Raw genomic sequence first — 21,597 nt, 5'->3', positions numbered from 1 at the left:
AAATACATAATCCTACAAGGTTTTTGAAAACCTTGTAGGTATTTGAGTTTAAAGCGGAGAATAAATAAAAGAGAAGCAGCATTTGAGAGCAATATCGGCATATATTTTACTTTTTCTTTTCTTCGGAATACATCTTTCCGCACAGGAAAAACAGAAAGTTGATATACAATCTGGTTATCTAGAAATTCGACCAGAATTTCCAAATGCGGCCATATACACTAAAGACGAATCGGGACAAGTTTATATCGTTCATGAAGGTGTAGAGATGTGGTGCGACCAAGCCTTTGTTTATTTAAAAAGCAACTTCGTAAAAGCCTATGGTCAAGTACGAATTTCACAGGGCGATACTATTTCCATGAATAGTAAATACGCCGAGTATAACGGAAACACTCAATTTGCCTTTGCAAGTGGTGATGTAGTACTTACTGAGCCAAAAACTACACTAAAAACGGATACCCTTTACTTCGATAGGGTTAAACAACAAGCTTTTTACAGATCTGGAGGAACTGTACAAGACACGGCGAGTGTATTGACAAGTAGAATTGGAAGGTATTTTGCAGAAAGTCAGAAGTATCAGTTTTTATCAGACGTAAAAATTGTAAATCCAAAATACACGGTAAAGAGCAATCAATTAGATTTTTATTCCGAATCTGGTGATGCTTACCTCTACGGTCCTTCAACTATAGAAAGTGAAACTAGCACTGTATATTGCGAGCGAGGATATTACGACACTCGCGGGGACACAGGTTATTTTGTAAAAAATTCTAGAGTAGATTACGAAAACAGAACGCTTTATGGCGATAGTATTTATTTCGACCGAAATAAAAGCTTTGCTTCTGCTACCAATAACATTAGAGTAATAGACACTATTAACAAAAGCTTTATCCGCGGGCATTACGCCGAAGTTTTTCGCGCTAAAGATTCTGTTTTTATAACTAAAAGAGCTGTTGCAATTACAGTTCGTGACAACGACTCTATTTACGTTCATGCCGATACATTACAAGTAACAGGGAAGCCTGAAGATAGAATTTTAAAAGGTTTTTATCAAGCAAGGATGTTTAAACCTGGTAAAAAAGGTGATGAACCTACTAGCGGTAAATGCGATTCTATCTACGTAAATGAAAAACGGGGCATCACAAAGTTATTGCGAAACCCTGTGATGTGGAGTGGGGAAAACCAAATGACTGGTGACACTATTCATATTTTATCAGACACTTTAACGAATAAACTAGACACATTAAAAGTTTTTAATAATGCGTTCTTAGTTCAAAAAGATAGTTTGGGTTACAATCAAGTAAAGGGAGAAAGTCTTATTGGGCTTTTCACAAACAACGAATTAGATACCGTAAACATCAACAAAAACACTCAAGTAATTTATTATTCTCGAGACGATAAAGAGCAATTGGTTGGGATAAACAATACTGTTTCCAGTTCCATTCAAATGTATTTGGAGCAACAGCAAATTACAGGAATTAGATTTATCAATAAAGCAACGGGTAAGGTATACCCACCTTCCATGCTTCCTGAAAACGCTCGACTTTTACCAGGTTTTATATGGAGAGGCGACGAACGGTTGTTAAAAGTAGAAGATTTATTTAAAGGTAAACCAGCCCCTGTTCTACCTAAAATTCAAGGAATTCCGTTGCCTTACGACGAAGGTGAGTTTTTTGAAGATATACCCGAAGACAAAATTCAACTCCCAAAAGAGTCTAAATTAAGTCCGAAGGACCTACAAAGTCGCCCAGACGACCCTAAAGCGCAAACAGGAGAAGACGAATAATTAGAGGTTCGAAGTTGGAGGTTCGAAGTTGGAGGTTGGAAGTTGGAGGTTGGAGGTTGGAGGTTGGAAAGTAAATTTCTTTTTTTTTAAAGTTCACAAATTCTTTTGGTTTTACTTTCAATTTCTACAAAACCAAAAGCAATTCTATCGATATAAATTGCGCATATATTTATTTATAAAACAATGAAAAACGATTTCTTCAAATATCAGGCACAAACCACTCCTCACCCATTGGCGATGGAGATTGCTCGTGCAGAAGGGAGTTATATTTACGACAAATCAGGAGAAAAACATTTAGATTTTGTGGCTGGAGTTTCAGCTTGTACACTTGGTCATTGTCATCCACGAGTGGTTTCGGCTATTAAAAATCAGACAGAAAAGTACCTTCATGTTATGGTTTATGGAGAATACATTCAAGATCCAGCTGTGGCGCTTACTAAATTACTCGCTGAAAATTTACCTAAAAATCTAAACACCACTTATTTAGTTAATAGCGGTACAGAAGCCATTGAAGGTGCTTTAAAACTAGCACGCCGCGCAACAGGTAGAACACAAATTCTTTACGCAAACAACGCCTATCACGGAAACACCATGGGTTCTATGAGTGTTATGGGCTTCGAAGAGCGCAAAAACGCATTTAAACCTTTAATACCTAATTGTTTTCCTGTTACTTTTAATAACGAAGCAGACCTTGAAAAAATAACTTCAGAGACTGCTGCTATTATTTTAGAAACTATTCAGGGTGGCGCTGGTTTTATTCAGCCAGAAAATAACTACCTGAAAAAAGTACGTGAAAAGTGTGACGAAACCGGCACTTTGTTACTACTAGATGAAATTCAACCAGGCTTTGGCCGCACAGGTGAGCTTTTCGCATTTCAACATTTTGGAATAGTACCAGACATACTAGTTATGGGAAAAGGAATGGGTGGAGGAATGCCAATTGGAGCATTTACAACTTCACACGAAGTGATGACGCTACTTCAAGACAATCCAAAGTTAGGGCATATTACTACTTTTGGTGGTAATCCAGTAATTGCTTCAGCTGCTTTGGCGACACTTCAAGAATTAACTGAAACCGATATTATAAAGCAAACCCTTGAAAAGGAAAAGCTGTTTAGAAAACTACTAAATCACCCGTTAATTACCGAAGTTCGCGGACGAGGTTTAATGCTTGCGGCAATGGTGGAAACCCCAGAAATTGCAAACGAAGTTATCCTTGCTTGTAAAGACCGTGGATTAATTCTTTTCTGGCTACTTTTCGAAGGAAGAGCCATACGTATAACACCTCCCCTAACAATTAGTAATGACGAAATTACAGAAGGTTGTAATATAATTTTAGAAGTTTTAAATTCAATTCAAAAGAAAACAAACTAAATTATTTTATTGATTATCAAGTATTTACATTCTAATTTACATGTTAATAAGTTCGTTAACAAGAAACTCGGCATAACAATTGAACTTAAATTATCATTACTATCTTTAAAATAGTTACAACCGTTAAAACGAGCGTATGCAATTAAGTTCAAACGAGCATAACAACTTTGCCCTTGAGAAATTCGAATCTATGCTGAAAACCAACAGCGTACTGTTTTTCGATTCCGAGGAATTTGAAGAAATAGTGCATCATTACCTTGCAAACGGAAAAATGGCACTGGCTAAAAAAGCTACTAAATTAGGTTTAGAGCAACACCCTACTTCTACCAACCTAAAGCTTTTTAAAATTGAAATTTACATTTTCGAAAATCAATTAGATATTGCTGAAGAACTTTTAAATGAACTTTATTTATTAGAGCAAAGCAACGAGGAAATTTACATTCAAAAGGCAAATATCTTCTCTCGTAGAGATCAACACAAGGAAGCAATTTCGCTCTTAGAGCAAGCTTTAGATATAACCACAGATGAAAGTGATGTGCTTTCATTGCTAGGTATGGAATATCTCTTTATGGAAGATTACCAAAATGCCAAGCGATATTTTATGAAGTGTTTGGAGAAAGACGAACAGGATTATTCTGCACTTTACAACATTATTTACTGTTTCGAATATCTTGAAGAATACGAGCAAGCAATTGATTATTTAAATGATTTTTTAAACAAAAATCCTTATTGCGAAGTAGCTTGGCATCAAGTGGGGAAACAATATTTCGCTTTAAAAGATTATAAAAAAGCACTTGCGGCATTCGACTTTGCTATTATTAGCGACGATAGATTTATTGGCGCATACCTTGAAAAAGGGAGAGTACTTGAAAAGCTCAAAAGATATAGAGAAGCAATAGAAAGTTATTCTATTACATTAGGATTAGACGACCCTACATCATACGCCCTACTTCGCATTGGAAAATGTTATGAGAAATTAGGTAATGATGAAATGGCATTACAGTTTTTTACCAAATGTGTAGAAGAAGATTCCTTACTAGATAAAGGTTGGATTGCCATTACTGATTATTATTACAAAAATAAACAGTATCAAAAAGCATTGTACTATATCGAAAAAGCCATTAATATTGACAGTGAAAATGTGCTGTATTGGAAACGTTACGCTAAAATAAACAACAAGTTAAGTCTTTTTGAAGAAGCTGAAGTTGGATTCCGTAAAACCTTAGAATTAGGGAATTATGAATTGGAATCTTGGTTAACACGCAGTGATATTTTAACAAGATTAGGCGAATTTGAAGCAGCTGTAAACAATTTAAATCAGGCACTTGAATTTTATTCAGAAAACGCTGAGTTAGAATACCGACTATCTGGATTGTATTTCATTTTAAATGAAAGTGATAAAGGTGCATATCACTTGAAAAATGCATTAAAAACTGAACCTGAATTTTTTATGATCCTTGAAGAATTATTTCCTTCAGTTTTAGAAATTAAAAGGGTTCAAGAAATAATCAAACAACACAAAAATCCTTCTCTTTAATTTGTGTATTTTTGGGGCTTTAGCAATTTAAAATTATGCCTCAAAGAAATTTTATTCAATACTTATTAATTACTGCGAAAGGTTTAGCGATGGGCGCTGCCGATGTTGTTCCCGGTGTTTCGGGAGGTACTATTGCCTTTATTTCAGGTATTTATGAAGAGCTAATTACCACCATTCACAATTTAGACCTAGGATTTTTTAAAATTTGGAAAAAAGAAGGCTTTTCTAAAGCCTGGAAACACTATAATCTTTCGTTTCTACTAGCTCTTTTTTCTGGGGTATTGATAAGTATTTTATCGCTTGCAAAATTAATTACGTGGCTGTTGGAGTTTTACCCAATTGCTGTATGGTCTTTTTTCTTCGGATTGGTAATCGCAAGTATACTATACGTAGGAAAACAAATTTCGAAATGGCGCCTTGTAGTAATTTTTGCTTTACTAATTGCCACAGTCCTCTCCTATTTAGTAACTATTGCAGAGCCAATAGGATCACCAGATAGTATTTGGTTTCTTTTCTTAGCTGGTTTTATTGCTATTATCGCGATGATTCTCCCAGGAATTTCAGGAGCTTTTATCCTTTTACTGATGGGTGCTTACACAACAGTTATCGGGATTATCACCCAACTTACAGAAGGTATTTCTACACTAGACACTAGTCTTATTTTAAATTCCTTAGGAAAAATCTTAATCTTCGGCCTTGGTGCTATAGTTGGGTTAAAAATATTTTCTAAAGTGTTAAACTGGTTGTTTAACCACCATAAAAACCTAATATTAGCAGTACTAACTGGATTTATGATTGGCGCTTTAAATAAAATTTGGCCTTGGAAAGAAGTGCTTCAATACAGGCTAAATCACGCTGGAGAAGAAGTTCCGTTTTTAGAGCGGAGTATTCTTCCTCAAAATTTCGATGGAAACCCTCAAGTAATTTTAGCTATAGTTTTTGCTATCATAGGCTTCTTAACGATATTCTTACTTGAACGTGTAGCCGTAAAAAAGCAAAATCCTACTGAGCGTTAAATCTTAAAAAGACATATCCCAATAATGTACGAAAACCGCTCCCTTTCTGATAAAGTTTGGTTAGTCCTCAAAGGGCTAGGAATGGGTGCTGCCAATAAGGTTCCAGGGGTTTCGGGAGGTGTTGTTGCCTTTGTAGCTGGCTTTTACGAAGAGTTTATCTACTCGCTTCAAAAAATAAATAAAAATGCTTTTAAACTTTTAATCGGTGGACGGTTTAAGAGTTTATATCGCTATACAAATGGTCAGTTTTTAACACTGCTAATTACTGGAATGGTAATCAGCTATTTTAGTATTTCTAAATTATTAGACTACCTCATCGTTCACTACGAGCTCTACGTTTGGAGTGCTTTTTTTGGAATGATAATCGGTTCTATTTACTTTATTGCAAAAGATTTTGGTGAGTGGAACAGAAAATACATCGCCTACCTTATAGCTGGAGTGATTGCTGGAGTGGCTATTAGTTTTTTAGAACCTGCCAAAGAAAACAGCAATCTACTATTTGTTTTTTTCTGTGGAATCATCAGCGTTTCAGGTATGACCTTACCAGGGCTTTCGGGGTCGTTTATACTAATTCTCCTCGGGAATTATGTACTGCTTCTAGTAGATTCTGTAAATGCACTTTTCGATTCAATTGCCAATGTATTTCAAGGAGACTTTAGTTGGCTTTACGATCCGCACCGCATTGAATTACTTAAAGTATTAGCTGTTTTTTCTATTGGCTCGCTAGTAGGATTAGTTTCACTTTCGCACTTATTGGCTTATGTCTTAAAACGATTTAAAAAAGCAACTTACGCAGTAATTATTGGGTTTATTGCTGGGTCTTTAGGGGTAGTTTGGCCTTGGAAGGAAGAAAAATACGTTTATGATAATCTAGGGAATATTGTTGTTGACGCCAATGGAAGAGAAATAATTACAGGATACACTCGCTATTTTCCAGAATCTTTTGGGACGGAAACCATACTCGCAATAATGTTTATGGTAGTTGGCGTTTTTATTGTATTGAGCTTAGATTGGTACGACAATTATAAAAAACAACAAAATGTCTAAATTCGGATTGGTTGGCAAAAATATTAGCTATTCTTTTTCAAGAACTTATTTCACCGAAAAGTTTGAAAAAGAAAACCTGAATCACACGTATGAAAACTTTGATATTCCTTCAATAAATGACTTTTCTAAAGTTATTTCTGAAACTTCAAATTTAAGTGGTTTAAGTGTTACAATTCCTTACAAAGAGGAAGTGATTCCTTTTTTAAATGAATTAGATGAAGAAGCTAAAATAATCGGAGCTGTAAACACTATAAAAGTGTCAGATTCTAAAATGATTAAGGGATTTAATACCGACCATTATGGATTTCAGAAGTCTTTAGAAGCATTTCTTCCTATTCAAAAGAAAACTGCCCTAATCTTAGGAACTGGCGGGGCTTCAAAAGCAATTGCCTACGCTCTTAAAAAGCTGGAATTCGATTTTAAATTTGTAAGTAGAAAGAAAACATCGAGTAATTTGAGTTATGATGAACTTGATGAACACATCATTCAAAATTACTATTTGATAATTAACTGTACGCCTTTAGGCACTTTTCCTAATATAACTGAGTGTCCTAGCATTCCTTATGAGTTTCTTTCAGAAAAACACTTGCTTTTCGACTTGATATACAACCCCGCAGAAACTGAATTTCTAAAACGCGGAAAACATCAAGGAGCGAGAATCTCTAACGGATTAAAAATGTTAGAGTTTCAGGCTGAAAAAGCCTGGGCGATCTGGAATTCATAAAATTTGAGGAAAAATTTCCAAAAAAGACTCGTGTGCTTTGCTAGTTGCAGAGTTGTTAGTATATTGAACCTCTAAGATAAATGAACCTAAACATTGAAAGAAATGTCTGACGAAAAAATGCCAAAGGATACATCTACTCCGCTGAGTAATCAAGAAAATGAAAAAGTAACTCCAGATAATGAAATTACATCTGAAAAAGAAGCTGTTGCTCCTGTAGAAACTGAAAAGGTTGATACAGATGAAAAAGTAGTTTCTGATACAGTTGCAGAAGAAACTACTCCTTCTACTGCTGATCTGGACGAAATTGAAATTGAAGATGAAGAGGAAGTAGCTTCTTCAGAAGATGAGGAAGAAGACGAAGCTAAAGAAGAAGAGGCACAAAAAGATTATAGCACGCTATCTAAAAAAGAGTTGATTGCCGAGTTTGAAACTTTATTAAACACGAAGAAAATTCAAGATTTAAAACACGATGTTGAAGAAATTCGCGCGGAGTTTAACAATCAGTTTAACGAGGAACTAGAGCATAAGAAAGAAGATTTTCTTGCTGAGGGCGGAAACATTATCGACTTCCACTACACTACTCCATTAAAGAAAAAGTTTAATTCCCTTTATTTCGATTATAAGGAGAAGCGCAACAACTACTATAAATCCCTTAAAAAGGATCTTCAAGCAAACTTAGATAAGCGCTGGGAGTTGATTGAGGAATTAAAAAGCCTTTTAGGTGCTGAAGAAAACATCAATACAACTTACAAGCACTTTAAAGAAATACAAGAAAAGTGGCACGTTGCAGGTCCAATACCGAGAGACAAGTATAATACGGTTTGGAATACTTATCATCACCACGTAGAAAATTTCTACGATTACCTTCACCTGAATCGTGAATTCCGCGATTTGGATTTCAAACACAATTTAGATGCTAAGTTGAAGTTGATTACTCGAGCTGAGGAACTTGCGCAAGAAGCAAATGTAAACAAGGCATTCCGTGAGTTACAGATGCTTCACAAAATGTGGAAAGAAGATATAGGCCCAGTTGCTAAGGAATATCGCGATGAAGTTTGGGATAAGTTTAGCGAAGCTACAAAGGTTATTCACGATAAACGCCAAGCGTATTTAGCCGAGGCTGAAAAAGAGTTTGAAAGCAACCTCGAAAAGAAAAAACAACTTATTGAGGAAATAAAAAAGACTACCGAAGAGACAAAACCAAGTCACCAAGGATGGCAAAACTCAATTAAAAAGGTTCAAGAATTAAGAGATACCTTCTTTAATACAGGACGTGTCCCAAGAGCAAACAACAAGGAAGTTTGGAAGTCTTTTAAAGATGCCACGAGTAGCTTTAACTATCAGAAAAACTCTTTCTACAAAAATCAAAAGAAAGAACAATTCGCAAATCTTGAGAAAAAGCGCGAGCTTATAAAAATTGCTGAAGACAACAAGGATAGTGAAGATTTTGAAGCTACAACGCAGTTGATGAAGAAAATTCAGAATGACTGGAAAACTATTGGTCACGTTCCTAGAAAATACAGCGACAAGATTTGGAAACAGTTTAAAAAGGCGTGTAATCACTACTTCGACCGACTTCACGCTCAGAAAAACGAAGCCAATAAAGAAGAGGTTGCTCATTATGAAGCTAAAGAAGCCATGCTTTCGAAACTTGCTACTTTTGAATTGAGTGGCGATCATAAAACCGATATTAAAGCTATAAAAGAAAAGATTACTGCTTGGAAAGAAATTGGTCGCGTACCTTACAACAAGCGTAATATAGAGCAAAAGTTTAATAAAATACTGGATGCACTTTTCAAAAAGCTTGATTTAGGTAAAAAAGAAGCAGAGCTTATCAAGTTCGACAACAAGCTGAATACACTTGTAAACCGAGATGACGAGCGCAAACTCAAAAACGAACACTTTTTCATTTCCAAAAAGATTGAAGAAACCAAAGACGAAATTCGTCAGTTAGAAAACAACTTAGGTTTCTTTCGCCATGTAGACGACGACAATCCTATGGTTGCAGAAGTTCACAAAAACATCGAACGCCATAAGGAACAACTAGAAGTTTGGAAGGCAAAACTTTCAAAAATTAAAGAAGTTCGAGAAGACTAAAATCAAACTTTTAAGCATAAAAAAAGATTTAATCATTCCCATTGAGGAAGATTAAATCTTTTTTTTTATTTCTAAGCTATGCTGTTGTGGTTATTGTAGTTTAGCTTCATTCCAAAAAACATCCATTTCTGCAAGCGTCATATCTTTTAAAGATTTGTTCATCGCTTTAGCTTTTCCTTCTAGGTATTGAAAACGTTTAATAAACTTTTTATTTGTGCGCTCCAACGCATTTTCGGGGTTCACATTTAAGAATCGAGCATAGTTAACCATAGAGAAAAGCACATCGCCAAATTCGGCTTCTATTTTATCTTGGTTGTTTTCGTTTATTTCGTGTTGTAATTCACCTAATTCTTCTTGTAGTTTTTCAAAAACCTGTTGTGGTTCTTCCCAGTCAAAACCTACGCCAGCTACTTTTTCTTGAATTCGACTCGCTTTAACTACTGCCGGCAGCGATTTTGGAACACCTTCCAAAACGCTTGTTTTTCCTTCTTTCAATTTTAGGTTTTCCCAGTTGCGCTTTACTTCAGCTTCATCTGCAACGTTTACATCGCCATAAATATGTGGGTGACGTGCTATAAGTTTATCGCATATACTATTACATACATCTGCAATATCAAAATCATTTGTTTCACTTCCAATCTTTGCGTAAAACACTATGTGCAAAAGAACATCGCCCAACTCTTTTTTTACCTCATCTAGGTCGCTATCTAGAATGGCATCTCCAAGTTCGTAAGTTTCTTCTATGGTTAAATGACGAAGCGACTCCATAGTTTGTTTTTTGTCCCAAGGGCATTGCTCTCGCAGTTCGTCCATTATGGTTAACAATCTATCGAATGCTTTAAGTTGGTCTTGACGCGTATTTTTCATTGTGAATGAAGTGTTATTGTGGTATAATGCATTTAATAAATGAAGCAAATTTATAACGATGCTTAAAAGCTAAATCGCGCATAGGTTATAAAGTAATCGTTTATTACAAAATACCATAAGTTTAATTTTTAATAAAAGAAAAAGTCTTAAAACCCAATTGAATTTTAAGACTTTCTTTATACGTTACAAGAGTATTATTTCTTATCAAGGGTAGTACTCTTTAGGTTTTTCTCCTTTTATGTTGAAGAAGCTTCCGCAATGGCAACCTAATATCAGGTTACATTAACAGTGCTCCGTTTATTCTTCTTCTTTGCTTTCAGCCTTTTTGTCAGAGAAATCTGTATAACCATTTTTAATCAATAAGTTATACCACTGTAGCACTTTTTTAATATCGCTCGCATATACCCTATCCTCGTCGTAGTCTGGTAAAACACCAAAGAAATACTCTTCCAATTCTATTTTAGAAGACTTATGGCTAATAGCTTCTTTTCCATCTTCTTTGGTTGCAATTTTATTAAAGACTTCGCGTAATGGAACCTCTGCTGATAGTGTGTATATAGCAATTTCTGATAGTAGGCTTACATTGTGACGGCCACTTACGTTAATTGTTTTACCATCTAAAAGCGACTCTGCTAAAAAGCCTGCTCTAGTTTGGGATTTTAGTTTATATAATCCAGGTTTACCGGAGATTGATAGCACTTTTTCTAAGCTCATAAAATTCCTTTATTTTTTAATGGTTACAAATATCTTTGGTTTGGTTTAGATACGCAAGTGAGTTAGCGTTTCTTTTTTGCATTTGGAAATTTCATACGGTAATCGATGTTAATCTTCCCTTTTGAAATATTCGTAAGCTTACTTTTTATTAATCTTCTCTTTAACGGAGATAGCTTATCGGTAAATAAAATTCCTTCGATATGGTCGTATTCGTGTTGAATAATTCTCGCTACCATTCCTTTAAAAGACTCCTTGTGTTTTTTGAAATTTTCATCGTAATATTCCATTACAATTTCAGGTTGGCGGAATACATCTTCGCGAACATCTGGTATACTTAAACAACCTTCGTTAAAGGCCCATTCATCACCAGATTCTTCTAAAATTCTCGCGTTAATAAATACCTTCTTAAATGTTGAAACATATTTCTGCTCCTCTTCAGTAAGATCTTCGTCATCTTCAAAAGGGGTAGCGTCTACAATAAAAAGCCGAATCGGTAAATTTACCTGTGGTGCAGCAAGACCAATCCCACGTGCCTCATACATTGTTTCGAACATATTTTCAATTACCTCCTTAAGGTTTGGATAATCTTTTGTTATTTCTTCGGTTTCCTTTCTTAAAACTGGATCGCCGTAAGCTACTATTGGTAAAATCATTCTCTATTATCTATTATTATTTTTATTCAGTATTATGATGGGTGTGTTTTTAATTGCGAGCTTACAAGGCTATTTATTATATAAATACTCTTGTAAAATTATTGTTGCACTAATTTCATCGACTAGCGCCTTATTTCTACGTTGCTTCTTTTTAAGACCGCTATCAATCATAGTTTGAAACGCCATTTTGCTAGTATAACGCTCGTCAACCCGTTTAACTTGTAAATCGGGGAAGATATTTGAAAATTTCTTTAAAAACTTCTGAATTTCCACTTCTATATTTGAAGGTGTTCCATCTTTCTGTTTAGGTTCACCTACCAAGACCAATTCAACTTTTTCTGAAGCTATATATTTCTGCAAGAAATCGATTAATTCAGGAGTAGCAACCGTGGTTAACCCTGAAGCAATTAGCTGCAACTCGTCTGTAATGGCGATACCTGTTCGTTTACTACCGTAATCTATTGCTAAAATTCTTCCCATAACTTCGGCAAAAATAAGCCTTTGTGAATTACTATACTATTATGAGCCGTTTTTTTGAATTATGAAGAGTATATTTGTGGAACTAGTGGTGAGTGGGGAGAAGTTGGAAGTTGGAAGCTAGAAGTTGGAAATGAGAAGTGAGAAGTTGTAAGTGAGTGGTAAGTTATGAGTTATGAGTTAAAGCTAACTACCATAGTACTACAAAAGAGAAAAAGTATAATAAAATAATTAACGATTATATATAATGACCGAACTAAAGACGATAATAGAAAAAGCTTGGGATGATCGATCCTTACTAACCGAATCTGAAACACTTGTGGCTATCCGTCAAGTTGTAAATTTATGCGACCAAGGAAAATTACGTTGTGCAGAGCCTGTAGCCGATGGGTGGCAGGTTAACGAATGGGTAAAAAAAGCTATTGTACTCTACTTCCCTACCCAGAAAATGCGCACTATGGAAGCTGGAATTTTTGAATATCACGATAAAATTCCGTTGAAATCTGGTTATGACGCCAAAGGAGTTCGCGTTGTACCACATGCGGTGGCGCGTCACGGAGCTTATATATCAAAAGGGGTAATCCTAATGCCTAGCTATGTAAACATTGGAGCTTATGTTGACGAAGGTACCATGGTAGATACTTGGGCAACTGTAGGCAGCTGTGCACAAATTGGTAAAAACGTTCACCTTAGTGGTGGGGTAGGTATTGGAGGGGTTTTGGAGCCTTTGCAAGCATCTCCTGTAATTATTGAAGACGATGCTTTTATAGGCTCTCGCTGTATCGTTGTTGAAGGGGTACGCGTAGGGAAAGAAGCTGTTTTAGGGGCAAACGTAGTGCTTACTGCTTCAACAAAGGTTATTGATGTTACAGGAGAATCTCCTGTTGAAACGAAGGGCTATATTCCTGAGCGTTCGGTTGTAATTCCTGGTAGTTTTACCAAAAAATTCCCAGCAGGCGAATATCAAGTTCCTTGTGCGCTAATAATTGGGAAACGCAAAGAAAGTACAAACTTAAAAACATCGCTTAACGATGCTTTACGCGAGTACGATGTGGCAGTATAATTCAGAAAAACATGGGTTTTGATTTAAAACCAATTCATTTCTTAAAAATAATATCGAGTTGCTATAATTAAATATAGCAACTCGTTTTTATTGTATAAATACAGCAGACAACTTAGGTATGTTAATTAAAACCAAAATGAATAGGTATTTATCTCTTTAAGGTTTTAAACCTGTATTTTTGCCAAAAATTAAAATAGATTTATATTATGAGATTTATATTTGCTTTATTATTTGCAATTTCACTGGTTTCTTGTAACGATTCAGCGAGCAATGGCTACACGCTTGAAGGTGATGCTATTGGGTTTGAGAATGGAGATAAGATTTATGTATTCACCTTAGAAAACAAACAACCTAAAGCTGTGGACACTTTAACGGTAACCGATGGAAAGTTTTCGGCTACTTATAATACGAGTGAAGGTTACAACCTAAACTTTTTACGTATTGACGGTGTGAACGGGTCTGTTTTATATTTTCCTGAAAACGTAGATATGAAAGCTGTAGTTTACAAAGATAGCCTACAAGCTTCAAGAGTGAGCGGTGGAAAAGAAAACGAAGCTTATAGTGAATTTGTTGACAAGATGGTTTCTTTAAACAAAGTTAAGCAGGAACAAATGAAGCGATACCGTGCGGCACAGCAAGAAAATGACACCGCTGCCATTACACAGGTGCAAAGTGAAAACTTAAACTTGATGAATGAAGAAATTGAATTCAAAAAAGATTTCTTACGTAAAAACAACAATTCTATTTTCGCTGTAATGTTAATCTCTGAAATGGTTAGCAAAAAGGAATTAAACCCAAATGAGGCTTCCACCTTTATTGACAATCTGAACCCAGAACTTGCCGAAAACGAATTGGTTATTGACCTTAAAAACAACGTTTCGTCTTTAAAGAAAGCGAGTATTGGTAGTAAAGCTCCAAATTTTAGTGCTCCTACTCCTACAGGTGAAATGTTGTCGTTGGAAGATGCATTAGGAAAATATACAATTATTGATTTTTGGGCTTCTTGGTGTAAGCCTTGCCGTGTGGAAAACCCTAACGTAGTAAAGGTTTATAATAAATATCACGAAAAAGGACTAAACATCATAAGCGTTTCTTTAGATAAAGACACCCAAAAAGACAAATGGCTTCAAGCTATTAAAGATGATAAAATGGATTGGTATCACGTTTCGAACTTAAAGTGGTGGCAAGATCCTATTGCGCAGCAATATAATATACGTGCTATTCCAGCAACTTTTTTACTTGATGAAAATGGAGTTATTATAGATAAAGACCTTAGAGGTGCGGCCTTAGAAGCTAAAATTTCAACCTTGTTAGGTGGAGAATAATTTCTAAAAATTAAAAATTAAAAAAGCCTCGAAACTACCTTGTTTTCGAGGCTTTTTTAATTGAAGTACTTTCCTTCTACCCTATTCTTTCTAGTTTAAAAGAAAACTAACATTTACTGAAGTTTTAATCTCCATTTCGCCAGGCGCAATTGTTTCTTGACCTCCACTACTTTCATCACTCATCATTGCAGATTTGTACCTTATGGGCCCAGGTCCAGCATTAGTCTGTTCATTAATTGAAACTGCTTTTCCTACAGTTTGATTTAAAACGCCTGCGTATTCTTTTGCTTTCATCAACGCATTTTCGATTGCATTTTTACGCGCTTGACTTTTCAAGGCTTCCTTTTTTGAAGACGAAAACAAAACGCCATCTATACGATTAACGCCCGTATCTAGAAGGCCACTAATTATGGTTTCGTATTGAGATAAGTCGTATAACTTAATCGAGATAGCTTGATTTGCAGCAAACGTATAGGTTTTGGTATTGTAATCGTAGTTCTTATTTAAATTCATGTACTGGGTTTGAATATCTTTATTTGCGATATTCATTTTCTTCAGAAATTTAATAACCTCGTTTACTATAGCATCGTTTTGCTTTTTTAACGATTTAACGTTTTCACCTGTATTTTCTACACGAATATTTATTGTTACCTCATCGGGAACAACACGTACAATACCTTCGCCTGTAACATCTATAGTTGGAGGAGGAAGAGTGTTTTGAGCCATAACTGCGGTTGTTGTTACTGCTAAAATTAAAATGGTTTGAAGTGCTTTCATATTTTGTTGAATTGGTTTAATAACTATTGAGACTTTAAATTTTCCCAAGTTTATGCATAATGAATAAAATAATTAAGGGAACAGCAAGTAAAACAACAATCCACAAACTTGTAGTAAATAAGCTAGGTACAAACATTAGTGTTAGTGCATAACCTCCTAAAGCTCCACCAATATGCGCATCGTGTCCTACATTTCCTAGTCTTTTTTTCATTCCGAAGATAGAATACAACAAATATGCCACGCCAAATAACCAAGCTGGAATAGCAATAGGTATAAAAAACAGATACAGCCCCATATTTGGATGAAATAATATAGCAGAATACAAGATTCCCATAACTGCACCACTTGCACCTATCGCACTGTAATGAGGTTCATCCTTATGAAAGTAAAATGAAAGTAAATTCCCTGCTAGTAAGCTTACAACATAAATAACTACAAAAAAGGTTACACCAATACTATTAATTACAACGGGAGCAAAAAAGTATAAGGTAAGCATATTGAAAAGTAAATGCGAAAAATCTGCGTGCAAAAATGCCGAGCTAAACATTCTTATTTGCTCTCCGTGGCGTATTCCCGAAATATTGAATTTATACTTATTGAAAAAGGCTATGTCGTTAAAACCTTTCATTGATATAATTACGTTTGCAGCGATAATTACAATTGTAGCGATGTCTATGTTTAACATATATATAGTTGAAAATTTTAAAATCAAAAATACGAAAACCAAGGGTGAAATTAGTTGTATTTAAGCCGAATTGTGAATTTATTAGTAGCTATTTACAAAGCTTCATCACCCTCAACAATTACCGATAAAACTATAGATTCCCGAAGATAATATTCATTTGAAGCGAGAATTCAGTTAGCGTTGCCCTTACCTTACTATATGAAATGATAAGAGGAGTAAGAATAATTAAAAAATCACTTTCAATTTCCTATTTCCAATGTACACTTTCAAGAAATAAATTGAGTAGTTTTGCGGTTTCATTACCTATGCAAAGAATTCTATATATATTGGTTTACCCTATTCTGTGGCTTTTTTCAAAGTTGCCAATGCGTATTTTGTATATAAAGTCTACTGCGTTATTTATATTGGTTTACTACATTGTCGGGTATCGTAAGAAGGTAGTAAAAGAGAATTTGGCCTTAGCTTTTCCCGAAAAAACCCAGGAAGAACGCAATAAAATCACCAAAGCCTTTTTCCAGCATTTATGCGATCTTATTTTTGAAACCATAAAAGCCTTTACCATTTCAGAAAAAGAAATCCGCAAGCGTTTTCTGGTAACCAATGTTGAAATTCTAGACAGCTATTACAACAGTGATAAAAGTATTTTATTAATGGCCGGGCATTATGGAAATTGGGAATGGAGTGGCATTCTAAACAAGCTAATGAAACATCAGGCTCACGCTGTTTACAAGCCGTTAGACAATAAACAATTTGACGATTTGGTTAAAAAAACTCGGGAGCATTTTGGAGGGATAATTGTGAGTAATAGAAAGATTGTTCCGGTACTTTTCCGAAAATGGAAAAAAGGAATAAAAACGCTCACCTACATCCTTTCCGATCAATCCCCTAAACTGAATGCCTTTAAATATCGCGATACTTTTATGGGTATTGATGTTCCTATGTTTACTGGGACAGAAGAATTGGCTAAAAAATTAGACTTTGCAGTGCTTTATTTAAAAGTTGAAAAAGTAAAGCGCGGGTATTATACCGCCACATTTATTCCCATTGCAGATCACCCAAAGACGTATGAAGACTTTCAAATTACACGAATGTTTTTTGACATGTTAGAAACGCAAATTCGTGAAAACCCAGCGCATTATCTATGGTCGCATAAACGTTGGAAACACAGAAAACGATAACAAGTTCAATAATTTATTAAGCCTCTTTTAAAGGACGCTCTTGAAAGTTATGAGCAAGTTAATAATTTAAACTATCCAACGGACTTTTAATTTTATTGAGTTGTTTTTGAGTTACATTGGTATAAATCATAGTTGTTTTAATACTATAGTGTCCCAATAAATCTTGAATTAACCTAATATCTGTCCCGGTTTGTAATAAATGCGAAGCGTAACTATGTCGCAAGCCGTGTAGGCCTACATTTTTTTTAATTCCCGCATTTTTTAATGCTTTTCTAAAAATTGTTTGTACAGTTCCTTTAGAATATTGCCCTCCAAATCTACCTTCTAGTAAGTATTTTTTGGGTTTATACTGAAAATAATATCTTCTCAATAAAGGCAAAATAGAATTTGGTAATGGGACGTATCTATCTTTTTTGCCTTTTGCTTGAGCTATCAGCACTATTCCATCTTTAGAATTAATGTGTTCTAGTTTAAGGTTAACCACCTCACTTACCCGCAAGCCCATACCGTAGCACAGTTGTAATGCTAAAAGGTGTTTGATGTTTGTAACTTGTTTAAAAAGTAAAGAAATTTCTCGTTGGGTTAATGTTTTTGGTAGCGTTGCCGGCTTTTTAGGTCTTGGAATGTCAAAAAACATTTTCTCTCGGTGTAAGACTTGTTCGAAATAAAATTTTATTGCATTTATTTTCCCGTTTAATTTTCGCTCTTTCATTTTTTCATATTTTAAACAATAGAGGAAATAGGACTTAAGTTTTTCTGGAGTAAGCTTTTCTACAGGATAATTATTTAGCAACAACAATAAATGCTTTAGTTCAGTGCAATAAACCCGAATTGTATTTTCGCTATAAGCTTTAAGATTTAATTGGTTTACAAAGTTTAACATAGCTTGCTGATTTACAGGATGAATATTATACAGCAATTTATCTTTATTATTTTTTTTGGGTAGGTATAGCACTTCTCTTACGGCAGGCGTGTCTAACAAATACCAAGATTTATTGGATTGGCTCCATTTAGCCGAAGGAAATCTTCTTTTTAAGGCATTTTTTAGGTGGAAATGATATGGAAATCTAACCCAAATTACGGGTTTATTTCGATGCGCTCCAGGTTCGAATTTATAGTTTTTCAGGTCCATAGCATATTGTCATTTTGTATATCAAACGTTCTGAAAATTAGTGATATACACCTAAAGATATACAAAATAACGCATAGAAAAAACTGTATAAATGCTTATGTATTGGTAGTTGCGTAAAAAATTTGGTGTTCTTTTAGGTATGTTACTAAATTGCGTATATTTACGTGTTGTAGGTAATGCACAAAAAAATATGGAAATAAAAAAAGGAGATGTTGTAAAATTAAAATCTGGAGGTCCAGAAATGACTGTATTGCGAATTATAGGATTTGATAAATCGAATGCTCGGACGTCAATGGCCGATAAAATAATTACGAGCGCTGGATAAGAAAACGGAGATGTTTTTTGCGAGTGGTTTGATAAAACTGAATTGACAAACAAAGTTTTTAAAGCATCCTCATTAGAAAAAATTAGATAATATGTCTTACGGAGTAAATACAAATAATGAACCAGCAATCATCGTGGACTTACCGAATGAATGTCCGTTTTGTCATAATGCAATTTCACCAATTCCGCAATTTGGATATATTACTGAAGGTTACAAAATGGATTTGTTTTTAGCTTGTCCTAAAGATTCTTGTCAAAAAACTTTTATTGGAGAATATGAAGAAGGGAATAATAGAAACTGTTATGAATTCCAAAACAAAGTAACCAAAGGAACTATAATTAAAAAAGGTTTTGCCGATTCGATAAATGAATTATCACCATCGTTTGTGCTAATCTATAACCAAGCTTACTTTGCTGAACAAGAAGAGCTTTTTGAGATTTGTGGTGTTGGATATAGAAAAGCTTTGGAGTTTCTTATAAAAGACTATGCTAAATATAAGTATCCAAATAAAGTAGAAGAAATAGAAAGAAAATTTTTAGGAAAATGTATTTCAGATTTTATTGATGATAATAGAATAAAATCGGTTGCTAAACGAGCAGTTTGGCTCGGAAATGACGAAACGCATTACGTTAGAAGATGGGAAGATAAAGATTTGTCAGATTTAAAAAAACTAATAAAGCTGACTTTACATTGGATTGAAATGGAATTTTTAACAGATGGAATCGAAGATGAAATGCCGGAATAAGCACTACCTACAACAACGTATAAAAATAATAGGGCAATTGGTTGCTTAACAAAAGGTTAGCGCACATTTGCAAAGTCGCCAAATTTTTAAATTTGGCTATTTGAGAAAAGAAAAATAAATAGAAAAATTTAAAAATTCGGCTTGTGTTCAACCGAATGGTTTGCGCTCTTTTTCAGCCCTACTATTCTTATACACGACCGTTGGCAAACATTTAAGAAAAAACAATCATATGAATAAAATTACTACTATAATATTTATTTTTATCTCAATATTCTATTCCTGTTCACAAGAGACACAAAAACAAAATCTAATATTTACTGGAAAATCAATTGAAGATGCCATCAAATTTGAAACAGAAATCAATTCTAAAATTGAAAAAAATAATGCGACAATAGTATTATCTCCAAAACTTTATCCTTTTGTAGATAAATACGAACTAAATAATCCAATACAAATTTCAAGAGTTTTACCTAAAAGCGTCCCTGCCAAAGTTGAGTATTTCTATGATAAAAATTCTCGAGAAATTAAATATGTCTCTTATAAATGGGACTTTTTAAATAAAGTTGACGACAATATACTATTTGATAGAAAAAAACTGAGAGCGTTAATTGAAAAAGAGTGCGGTGAACTCGAAACTTATTCTAATTTATTTTCAGAATTGGAGGAAATAATTAATGACAGGTATAGCAATGGAAAAAAATCTGTGTTACAAGACAAACCAAAGAATAAATTAATCGAGTGGGAAAATGATCTTTCGAAGGGAATTTTAAAATTAGAATTACAAGATTGCAGTGATACTGAGAATTTATTACCAGGATGGTTCCTCGTTAGCTTTATTGAGTATTCAAAATGATTGACAACTCAATATATATAACACATAAGCTTCGAAAAAAAAACGTTTGCCAACAATGTATAAAAAAAATAGGGCAAGCAAGTGCTAAACCCGATGGTTCAGGCATATTTGCGAGGTCGCCAAATCTTTTGATTTGGCTTTTAGATGAATAATATAAAACAAAATGCAAAAGATTTGGCTTGTGAATAATCCGAAAGTTAATTGCTTATTTACAGCCCTACTTCTTTTATACTAAACGTTGTGCGCAAGCTGAAAAAAAATCCGTGAACTAACAAAAATGGAAATCAAAGACTACTTCATAATCGGATTAGGAATTTTAGGCTGGATTTGGGCAATAGTACAATTTCGATTAAATAGAAAATATCAGAAAGAAGATAAAGCAATTGAAAAACGATTTGAGGTATATTCAAACTTTATGAACCAAATGGACGAGATGAGTTTGAATATGCGAAAAGACCCAAATGCGACTTACGGAATTTCAACAGAATTTATGGCTGAAATGCTAACAGGAGATGAAGAGCGTATAAATGGAGCACTATTAAAATTTAATGAAAACCTTTTAGAAACGACAAGGAATTCATTGCAACCAATGATGATTGTGAACTCGGAATTGAATAAACTAAAATTAGTTGCGAGTGAAAAGTTGTTACCGAAAATTGTAGAATATAAGACCATAGTTAACGATTATACAAACGAATTTCAATCCGTTTTGAACAGTTTTTCTTCATCAAATGACTTGGAGTATAATGCAAAGCAATTACAAAGTATCGGACATGAAGAAAGAGGAAAAAGGATGACCGAACTTTGGCAAGAAATTGAACATTTAATGAGAAACGAAATCGATTATTATAAAAAGTGAGCGGAAAAGCCTGCGCACAACAACGTATATAAAAAATAGCGCGAGTCGTTGCTAACCCTATGGTTCGGGCATTTTTGGAAAGTCGCCAAATTTTTAAATTTGACAAATTTCCAAAAATAAAATAATTAGTAAAATTTAAAAATTCGGCTTGTGATTCATCCGAATAGATAACGCTTATTTTCAGCGCTACTTTTCATATACACAACCGTTACCACACATTTGAGAGCAACATTATGAATAGAATATTGACAACCCTTTTTTTTAGTTTTTATGCGTCAATTTCTTTTGCTTCAAGTCCACAAGTTTCGGATTATTTGATTTTTAAAAATGACACAATACCAACTTATAATTTATTAGTTGAACAATATC

At 34.4% G+C, this 21,597-nt stretch carries 21 protein-coding genes; 14 read left to right on the top strand and 7 right to left on the bottom strand.

Annotated elements, in window-relative coordinates:
- Positions 1-82: 82 nt before the first annotated feature.
- The 7 genes from K8344_RS09100 to K8344_RS09070 all read left to right on the top strand — a co-directional run bounded on the left by K8344_RS09100 (position 83) and on the right by K8344_RS09070 (position 9,575).
- The gene (locus K8344_RS09100) at positions 83-1,780 is read left to right on the top strand and encodes an OstA-like protein (RefSeq protein WP_237608396.1); all 1,698 of its coding nucleotides are present in this window, start codon (positions 83-85) and stop codon (positions 1,778-1,780) included.
- Between the two features lie 183 nt (positions 1,781-1,963).
- The gene (locus tag K8344_RS09095; RefSeq protein ID WP_237608395.1) at positions 1,964-3,154 is read left to right on the top strand and encodes an aspartate aminotransferase family protein; all 1,191 of its coding nucleotides are present in this window, start codon (positions 1,964-1,966) and stop codon (positions 3,152-3,154) included.
- Between the two features lie 136 nt (positions 3,155-3,290).
- Positions 3,291-4,691: a tetratricopeptide repeat protein gene (locus K8344_RS09090; protein ID WP_237608394.1), complete on the top strand. Its 1,401-nt coding sequence runs from the start codon at positions 3,291-3,293 to the stop codon at positions 4,689-4,691.
- A gap of 35 nt (positions 4,692-4,726) precedes the next feature.
- On the top strand, positions 4,727-5,707 hold the full coding sequence (locus K8344_RS09085; RefSeq protein WP_237608393.1) for a DUF368 domain-containing protein: 981 nt from the start codon (positions 4,727-4,729) through the stop codon (positions 5,705-5,707).
- A gap of 24 nt (positions 5,708-5,731) precedes the next feature.
- Complete coding sequence (locus K8344_RS09080) at positions 5,732-6,754, top strand: DUF368 domain-containing protein (protein ID WP_237608392.1); 1,023 nt, start codon at positions 5,732-5,734, stop codon at positions 6,752-6,754.
- Entirely contained in the window at positions 6,747-7,478 is a 732-nt protein-coding gene (locus K8344_RS09075; RefSeq protein ID WP_237608391.1) for a shikimate dehydrogenase family protein, read from the top strand. Before K8344_RS09080 ends, K8344_RS09075 begins: the two co-directional genes overlap by 8 nt.
- A 102-nt stretch (positions 7,479-7,580) precedes the next feature.
- The gene (locus K8344_RS09070) at positions 7,581-9,575 is read left to right on the top strand and encodes a DUF349 domain-containing protein (protein ID WP_237608390.1); all 1,995 of its coding nucleotides are present in this window, start codon (positions 7,581-7,583) and stop codon (positions 9,573-9,575) included.
- 90 nt (positions 9,576-9,665) lie between these two features.
- On the opposite strand, the gene mazG is transcribed toward K8344_RS09070, so the two are convergent.
- The 4 genes from mazG to ruvX all read right to left on the bottom strand — a co-directional run bounded on the left by mazG (position 9,666) and on the right by ruvX (position 12,289).
- Positions 9,666-10,442, bottom strand: coding sequence for a nucleoside triphosphate pyrophosphohydrolase (mazG, locus tag K8344_RS09065; protein WP_237608389.1), 777 nt, complete (start codon positions 10,440-10,442; stop codon positions 9,666-9,668).
- Between the two features lie 297 nt (positions 10,443-10,739).
- Positions 10,740-11,156, bottom strand: a complete 417-nt coding sequence (locus K8344_RS09060) for a DUF5606 family protein (RefSeq protein ID WP_237608388.1) — start codon at positions 11,154-11,156, stop codon at positions 10,740-10,742.
- 62 nt (positions 11,157-11,218) lie between these two features.
- On the bottom strand, positions 11,219-11,809 hold the full coding sequence (def, locus tag K8344_RS09055) for a peptide deformylase (RefSeq protein ID WP_237608387.1): 591 nt from the start codon (positions 11,807-11,809) through the stop codon (positions 11,219-11,221).
- 69 nt (positions 11,810-11,878) lie between these two features.
- Positions 11,879-12,289 carry a Holliday junction resolvase RuvX gene (ruvX, locus tag K8344_RS09050; RefSeq protein WP_237608386.1) on the bottom strand — a complete coding sequence of 137 codons (411 nt, stop codon included), beginning with the start codon at positions 12,287-12,289 and terminating at the stop codon, positions 11,879-11,881.
- A gap of 244 nt (positions 12,290-12,533) precedes the next feature.
- Here ruvX and K8344_RS09045 point away from each other — a divergent pair, with 244 nt between their 5' ends.
- Both K8344_RS09045 and K8344_RS09040 read left to right on the top strand, forming a co-directional pair.
- The gene (locus K8344_RS09045) at positions 12,534-13,349 is read left to right on the top strand and encodes a 2,3,4,5-tetrahydropyridine-2,6-dicarboxylate N-succinyltransferase (RefSeq protein ID WP_237608385.1); all 816 of its coding nucleotides are present in this window, start codon (positions 12,534-12,536) and stop codon (positions 13,347-13,349) included.
- A 206-nt stretch (positions 13,350-13,555) separates the two neighbouring features.
- Complete coding sequence (locus K8344_RS09040) at positions 13,556-14,674, top strand: TlpA disulfide reductase family protein (RefSeq protein ID WP_237608384.1); 1,119 nt, start codon at positions 13,556-13,558, stop codon at positions 14,672-14,674.
- A gap of 90 nt (positions 14,675-14,764) precedes the next feature.
- Here K8344_RS09040 and K8344_RS09035 read toward each other — a convergent pair whose 3' ends face one another.
- Both K8344_RS09035 and K8344_RS09030 read right to left on the bottom strand, forming a co-directional pair.
- The gene (locus K8344_RS09035) at positions 14,765-15,451 is read right to left on the bottom strand and encodes an SIMPL domain-containing protein (RefSeq protein ID WP_237608383.1); all 687 of its coding nucleotides are present in this window, start codon (positions 15,449-15,451) and stop codon (positions 14,765-14,767) included.
- 34 nt (positions 15,452-15,485) lie between these two features.
- On the bottom strand, positions 15,486-16,136 hold the full coding sequence (locus K8344_RS09030) for a rhomboid family intramembrane serine protease (protein WP_237608382.1): 651 nt from the start codon (positions 16,134-16,136) through the stop codon (positions 15,486-15,488).
- Positions 16,137-16,339: 203 nt separating this feature from the next.
- Here K8344_RS09030 and K8344_RS09025 point away from each other — a divergent pair, with 203 nt between their 5' ends.
- On the top strand, positions 16,340-17,314 hold the full coding sequence (locus K8344_RS09025; RefSeq protein ID WP_237608381.1) for a lysophospholipid acyltransferase family protein: 975 nt from the start codon (positions 16,340-16,342) through the stop codon (positions 17,312-17,314).
- A gap of 58 nt (positions 17,315-17,372) precedes the next feature.
- Here the strand turns inward: K8344_RS09025 and K8344_RS09020 are convergent, their stop codons facing one another.
- On the bottom strand, positions 17,373-18,446 hold the full coding sequence (locus K8344_RS09020; protein ID WP_237608380.1) for a tyrosine-type recombinase/integrase: 1,074 nt from the start codon (positions 18,444-18,446) through the stop codon (positions 17,373-17,375).
- Between the two features lie 190 nt (positions 18,447-18,636).
- On the opposite strand from K8344_RS09020, the gene K8344_RS09015 reads away from it, so the two are divergent.
- The 4 genes from K8344_RS09015 to K8344_RS09000 all read left to right on the top strand — a co-directional run bounded on the left by K8344_RS09015 (position 18,637) and on the right by K8344_RS09000 (position 21,228).
- A complete protein-coding gene (locus K8344_RS09015; protein WP_237608379.1) occupies positions 18,637-18,771 on the top strand; it encodes a DUF2158 domain-containing protein in 135 nt (44 codons plus the stop codon).
- 91 nt (positions 18,772-18,862) lie between these two features.
- Positions 18,863-19,516 carry a DUF4145 domain-containing protein gene (locus K8344_RS09010; RefSeq protein ID WP_237608378.1) on the top strand — a complete coding sequence of 218 codons (654 nt, stop codon included), beginning with the start codon at positions 18,863-18,865 and terminating at the stop codon, positions 19,514-19,516.
- A gap of 229 nt (positions 19,517-19,745) precedes the next feature.
- Positions 19,746-20,369, top strand: a complete 624-nt coding sequence (locus K8344_RS09005; protein WP_237608377.1) for a hypothetical protein — start codon at positions 19,746-19,748, stop codon at positions 20,367-20,369.
- Between the two features lie 277 nt (positions 20,370-20,646).
- On the top strand, positions 20,647-21,228 hold the full coding sequence (locus tag K8344_RS09000) for a hypothetical protein (protein ID WP_237608376.1): 582 nt from the start codon (positions 20,647-20,649) through the stop codon (positions 21,226-21,228).
- The last annotated feature ends 369 nt before the right edge of the window (positions 21,229-21,597 follow it).

The organism is Aequorivita xiaoshiensis (genome assembly GCF_022008395.1).
GTDB lineage: Bacteria > Bacteroidota > Bacteroidia > Flavobacteriales > Flavobacteriaceae > Aequorivita > Aequorivita xiaoshiensis.
Note: the sequence above shows the minus strand (reverse complement) of the source record. Positions and strands in the feature narration are given on the sequence as shown.

Bases quoted from the DNA above. Each gene is read 5' to 3' on its own strand.
- K8344_RS09095 (WP_237608395.1), top strand. From the start codon at position 1,964: ATGAAAAACGATTTCTTCAAATATCAGGCACAAACCACTCCTCACCCA.
- K8344_RS09080 (WP_237608392.1), top strand. From the start codon at position 5,732: ATGTACGAAAACCGCTCCCTTTCTGATAAAGTTTGGTTAGTCCTCAAA.
- K8344_RS09020 (WP_237608380.1), bottom strand. From the start codon at position 18,446: ATGGACCTGAAAAACTATAAATTCGAACCTGGAGCGCATCGAAATAAA.
- K8344_RS09070 (WP_237608390.1), top strand. From the start codon at position 7,581: ATGTCTGACGAAAAAATGCCAAAGGATACATCTACTCCGCTGAGTAAT.
- K8344_RS09085 (WP_237608393.1), top strand. From the start codon at position 4,727: ATGCCTCAAAGAAATTTTATTCAATACTTATTAATTACTGCGAAAGGT.
- mazG (WP_237608389.1), bottom strand. From the start codon at position 10,442: ATGAAAAATACGCGTCAAGACCAACTTAAAGCATTCGATAGATTGTTA.
- K8344_RS09045 (WP_237608385.1), top strand. From the start codon at position 12,534: ATGACCGAACTAAAGACGATAATAGAAAAAGCTTGGGATGATCGATCC.
- K8344_RS09060 (WP_237608388.1), bottom strand. From the start codon at position 11,156: ATGAGCTTAGAAAAAGTGCTATCAATCTCCGGTAAACCTGGATTATAT.
- K8344_RS09010 (WP_237608378.1), top strand. From the start codon at position 18,863: ATGTCTTACGGAGTAAATACAAATAATGAACCAGCAATCATCGTGGAC.
- K8344_RS09015 (WP_237608379.1), top strand. From the start codon at position 18,637: ATGGAAATAAAAAAAGGAGATGTTGTAAAATTAAAATCTGGAGGTCCA.
- K8344_RS09025 (WP_237608381.1), top strand. From the start codon at position 16,340: ATGATAAGAGGAGTAAGAATAATTAAAAAATCACTTTCAATTTCCTAT.
- K8344_RS09030 (WP_237608382.1), bottom strand. From the start codon at position 16,136: ATGTTAAACATAGACATCGCTACAATTGTAATTATCGCTGCAAACGTA.
- K8344_RS09005 (WP_237608377.1), top strand. From the start codon at position 19,746: ATGAATAAAATTACTACTATAATATTTATTTTTATCTCAATATTCTAT.
- K8344_RS09035 (WP_237608383.1), bottom strand. From the start codon at position 15,451: ATGAAAGCACTTCAAACCATTTTAATTTTAGCAGTAACAACAACCGCA.
- K8344_RS09075 (WP_237608391.1), top strand. From the start codon at position 6,747: ATGTCTAAATTCGGATTGGTTGGCAAAAATATTAGCTATTCTTTTTCA.
- K8344_RS09000 (WP_237608376.1), top strand. From the start codon at position 20,647: ATGGAAATCAAAGACTACTTCATAATCGGATTAGGAATTTTAGGCTGG.
- K8344_RS09040 (WP_237608384.1), top strand. From the start codon at position 13,556: ATGAGATTTATATTTGCTTTATTATTTGCAATTTCACTGGTTTCTTGT.
- def (WP_237608387.1), bottom strand. From the start codon at position 11,809: ATGATTTTACCAATAGTAGCTTACGGCGATCCAGTTTTAAGAAAGGAA.
- K8344_RS09090 (WP_237608394.1), top strand. From the start codon at position 3,291: ATGCAATTAAGTTCAAACGAGCATAACAACTTTGCCCTTGAGAAATTC.
- ruvX (WP_237608386.1), bottom strand. From the start codon at position 12,289: ATGGGAAGAATTTTAGCAATAGATTACGGTAGTAAACGAACAGGTATC.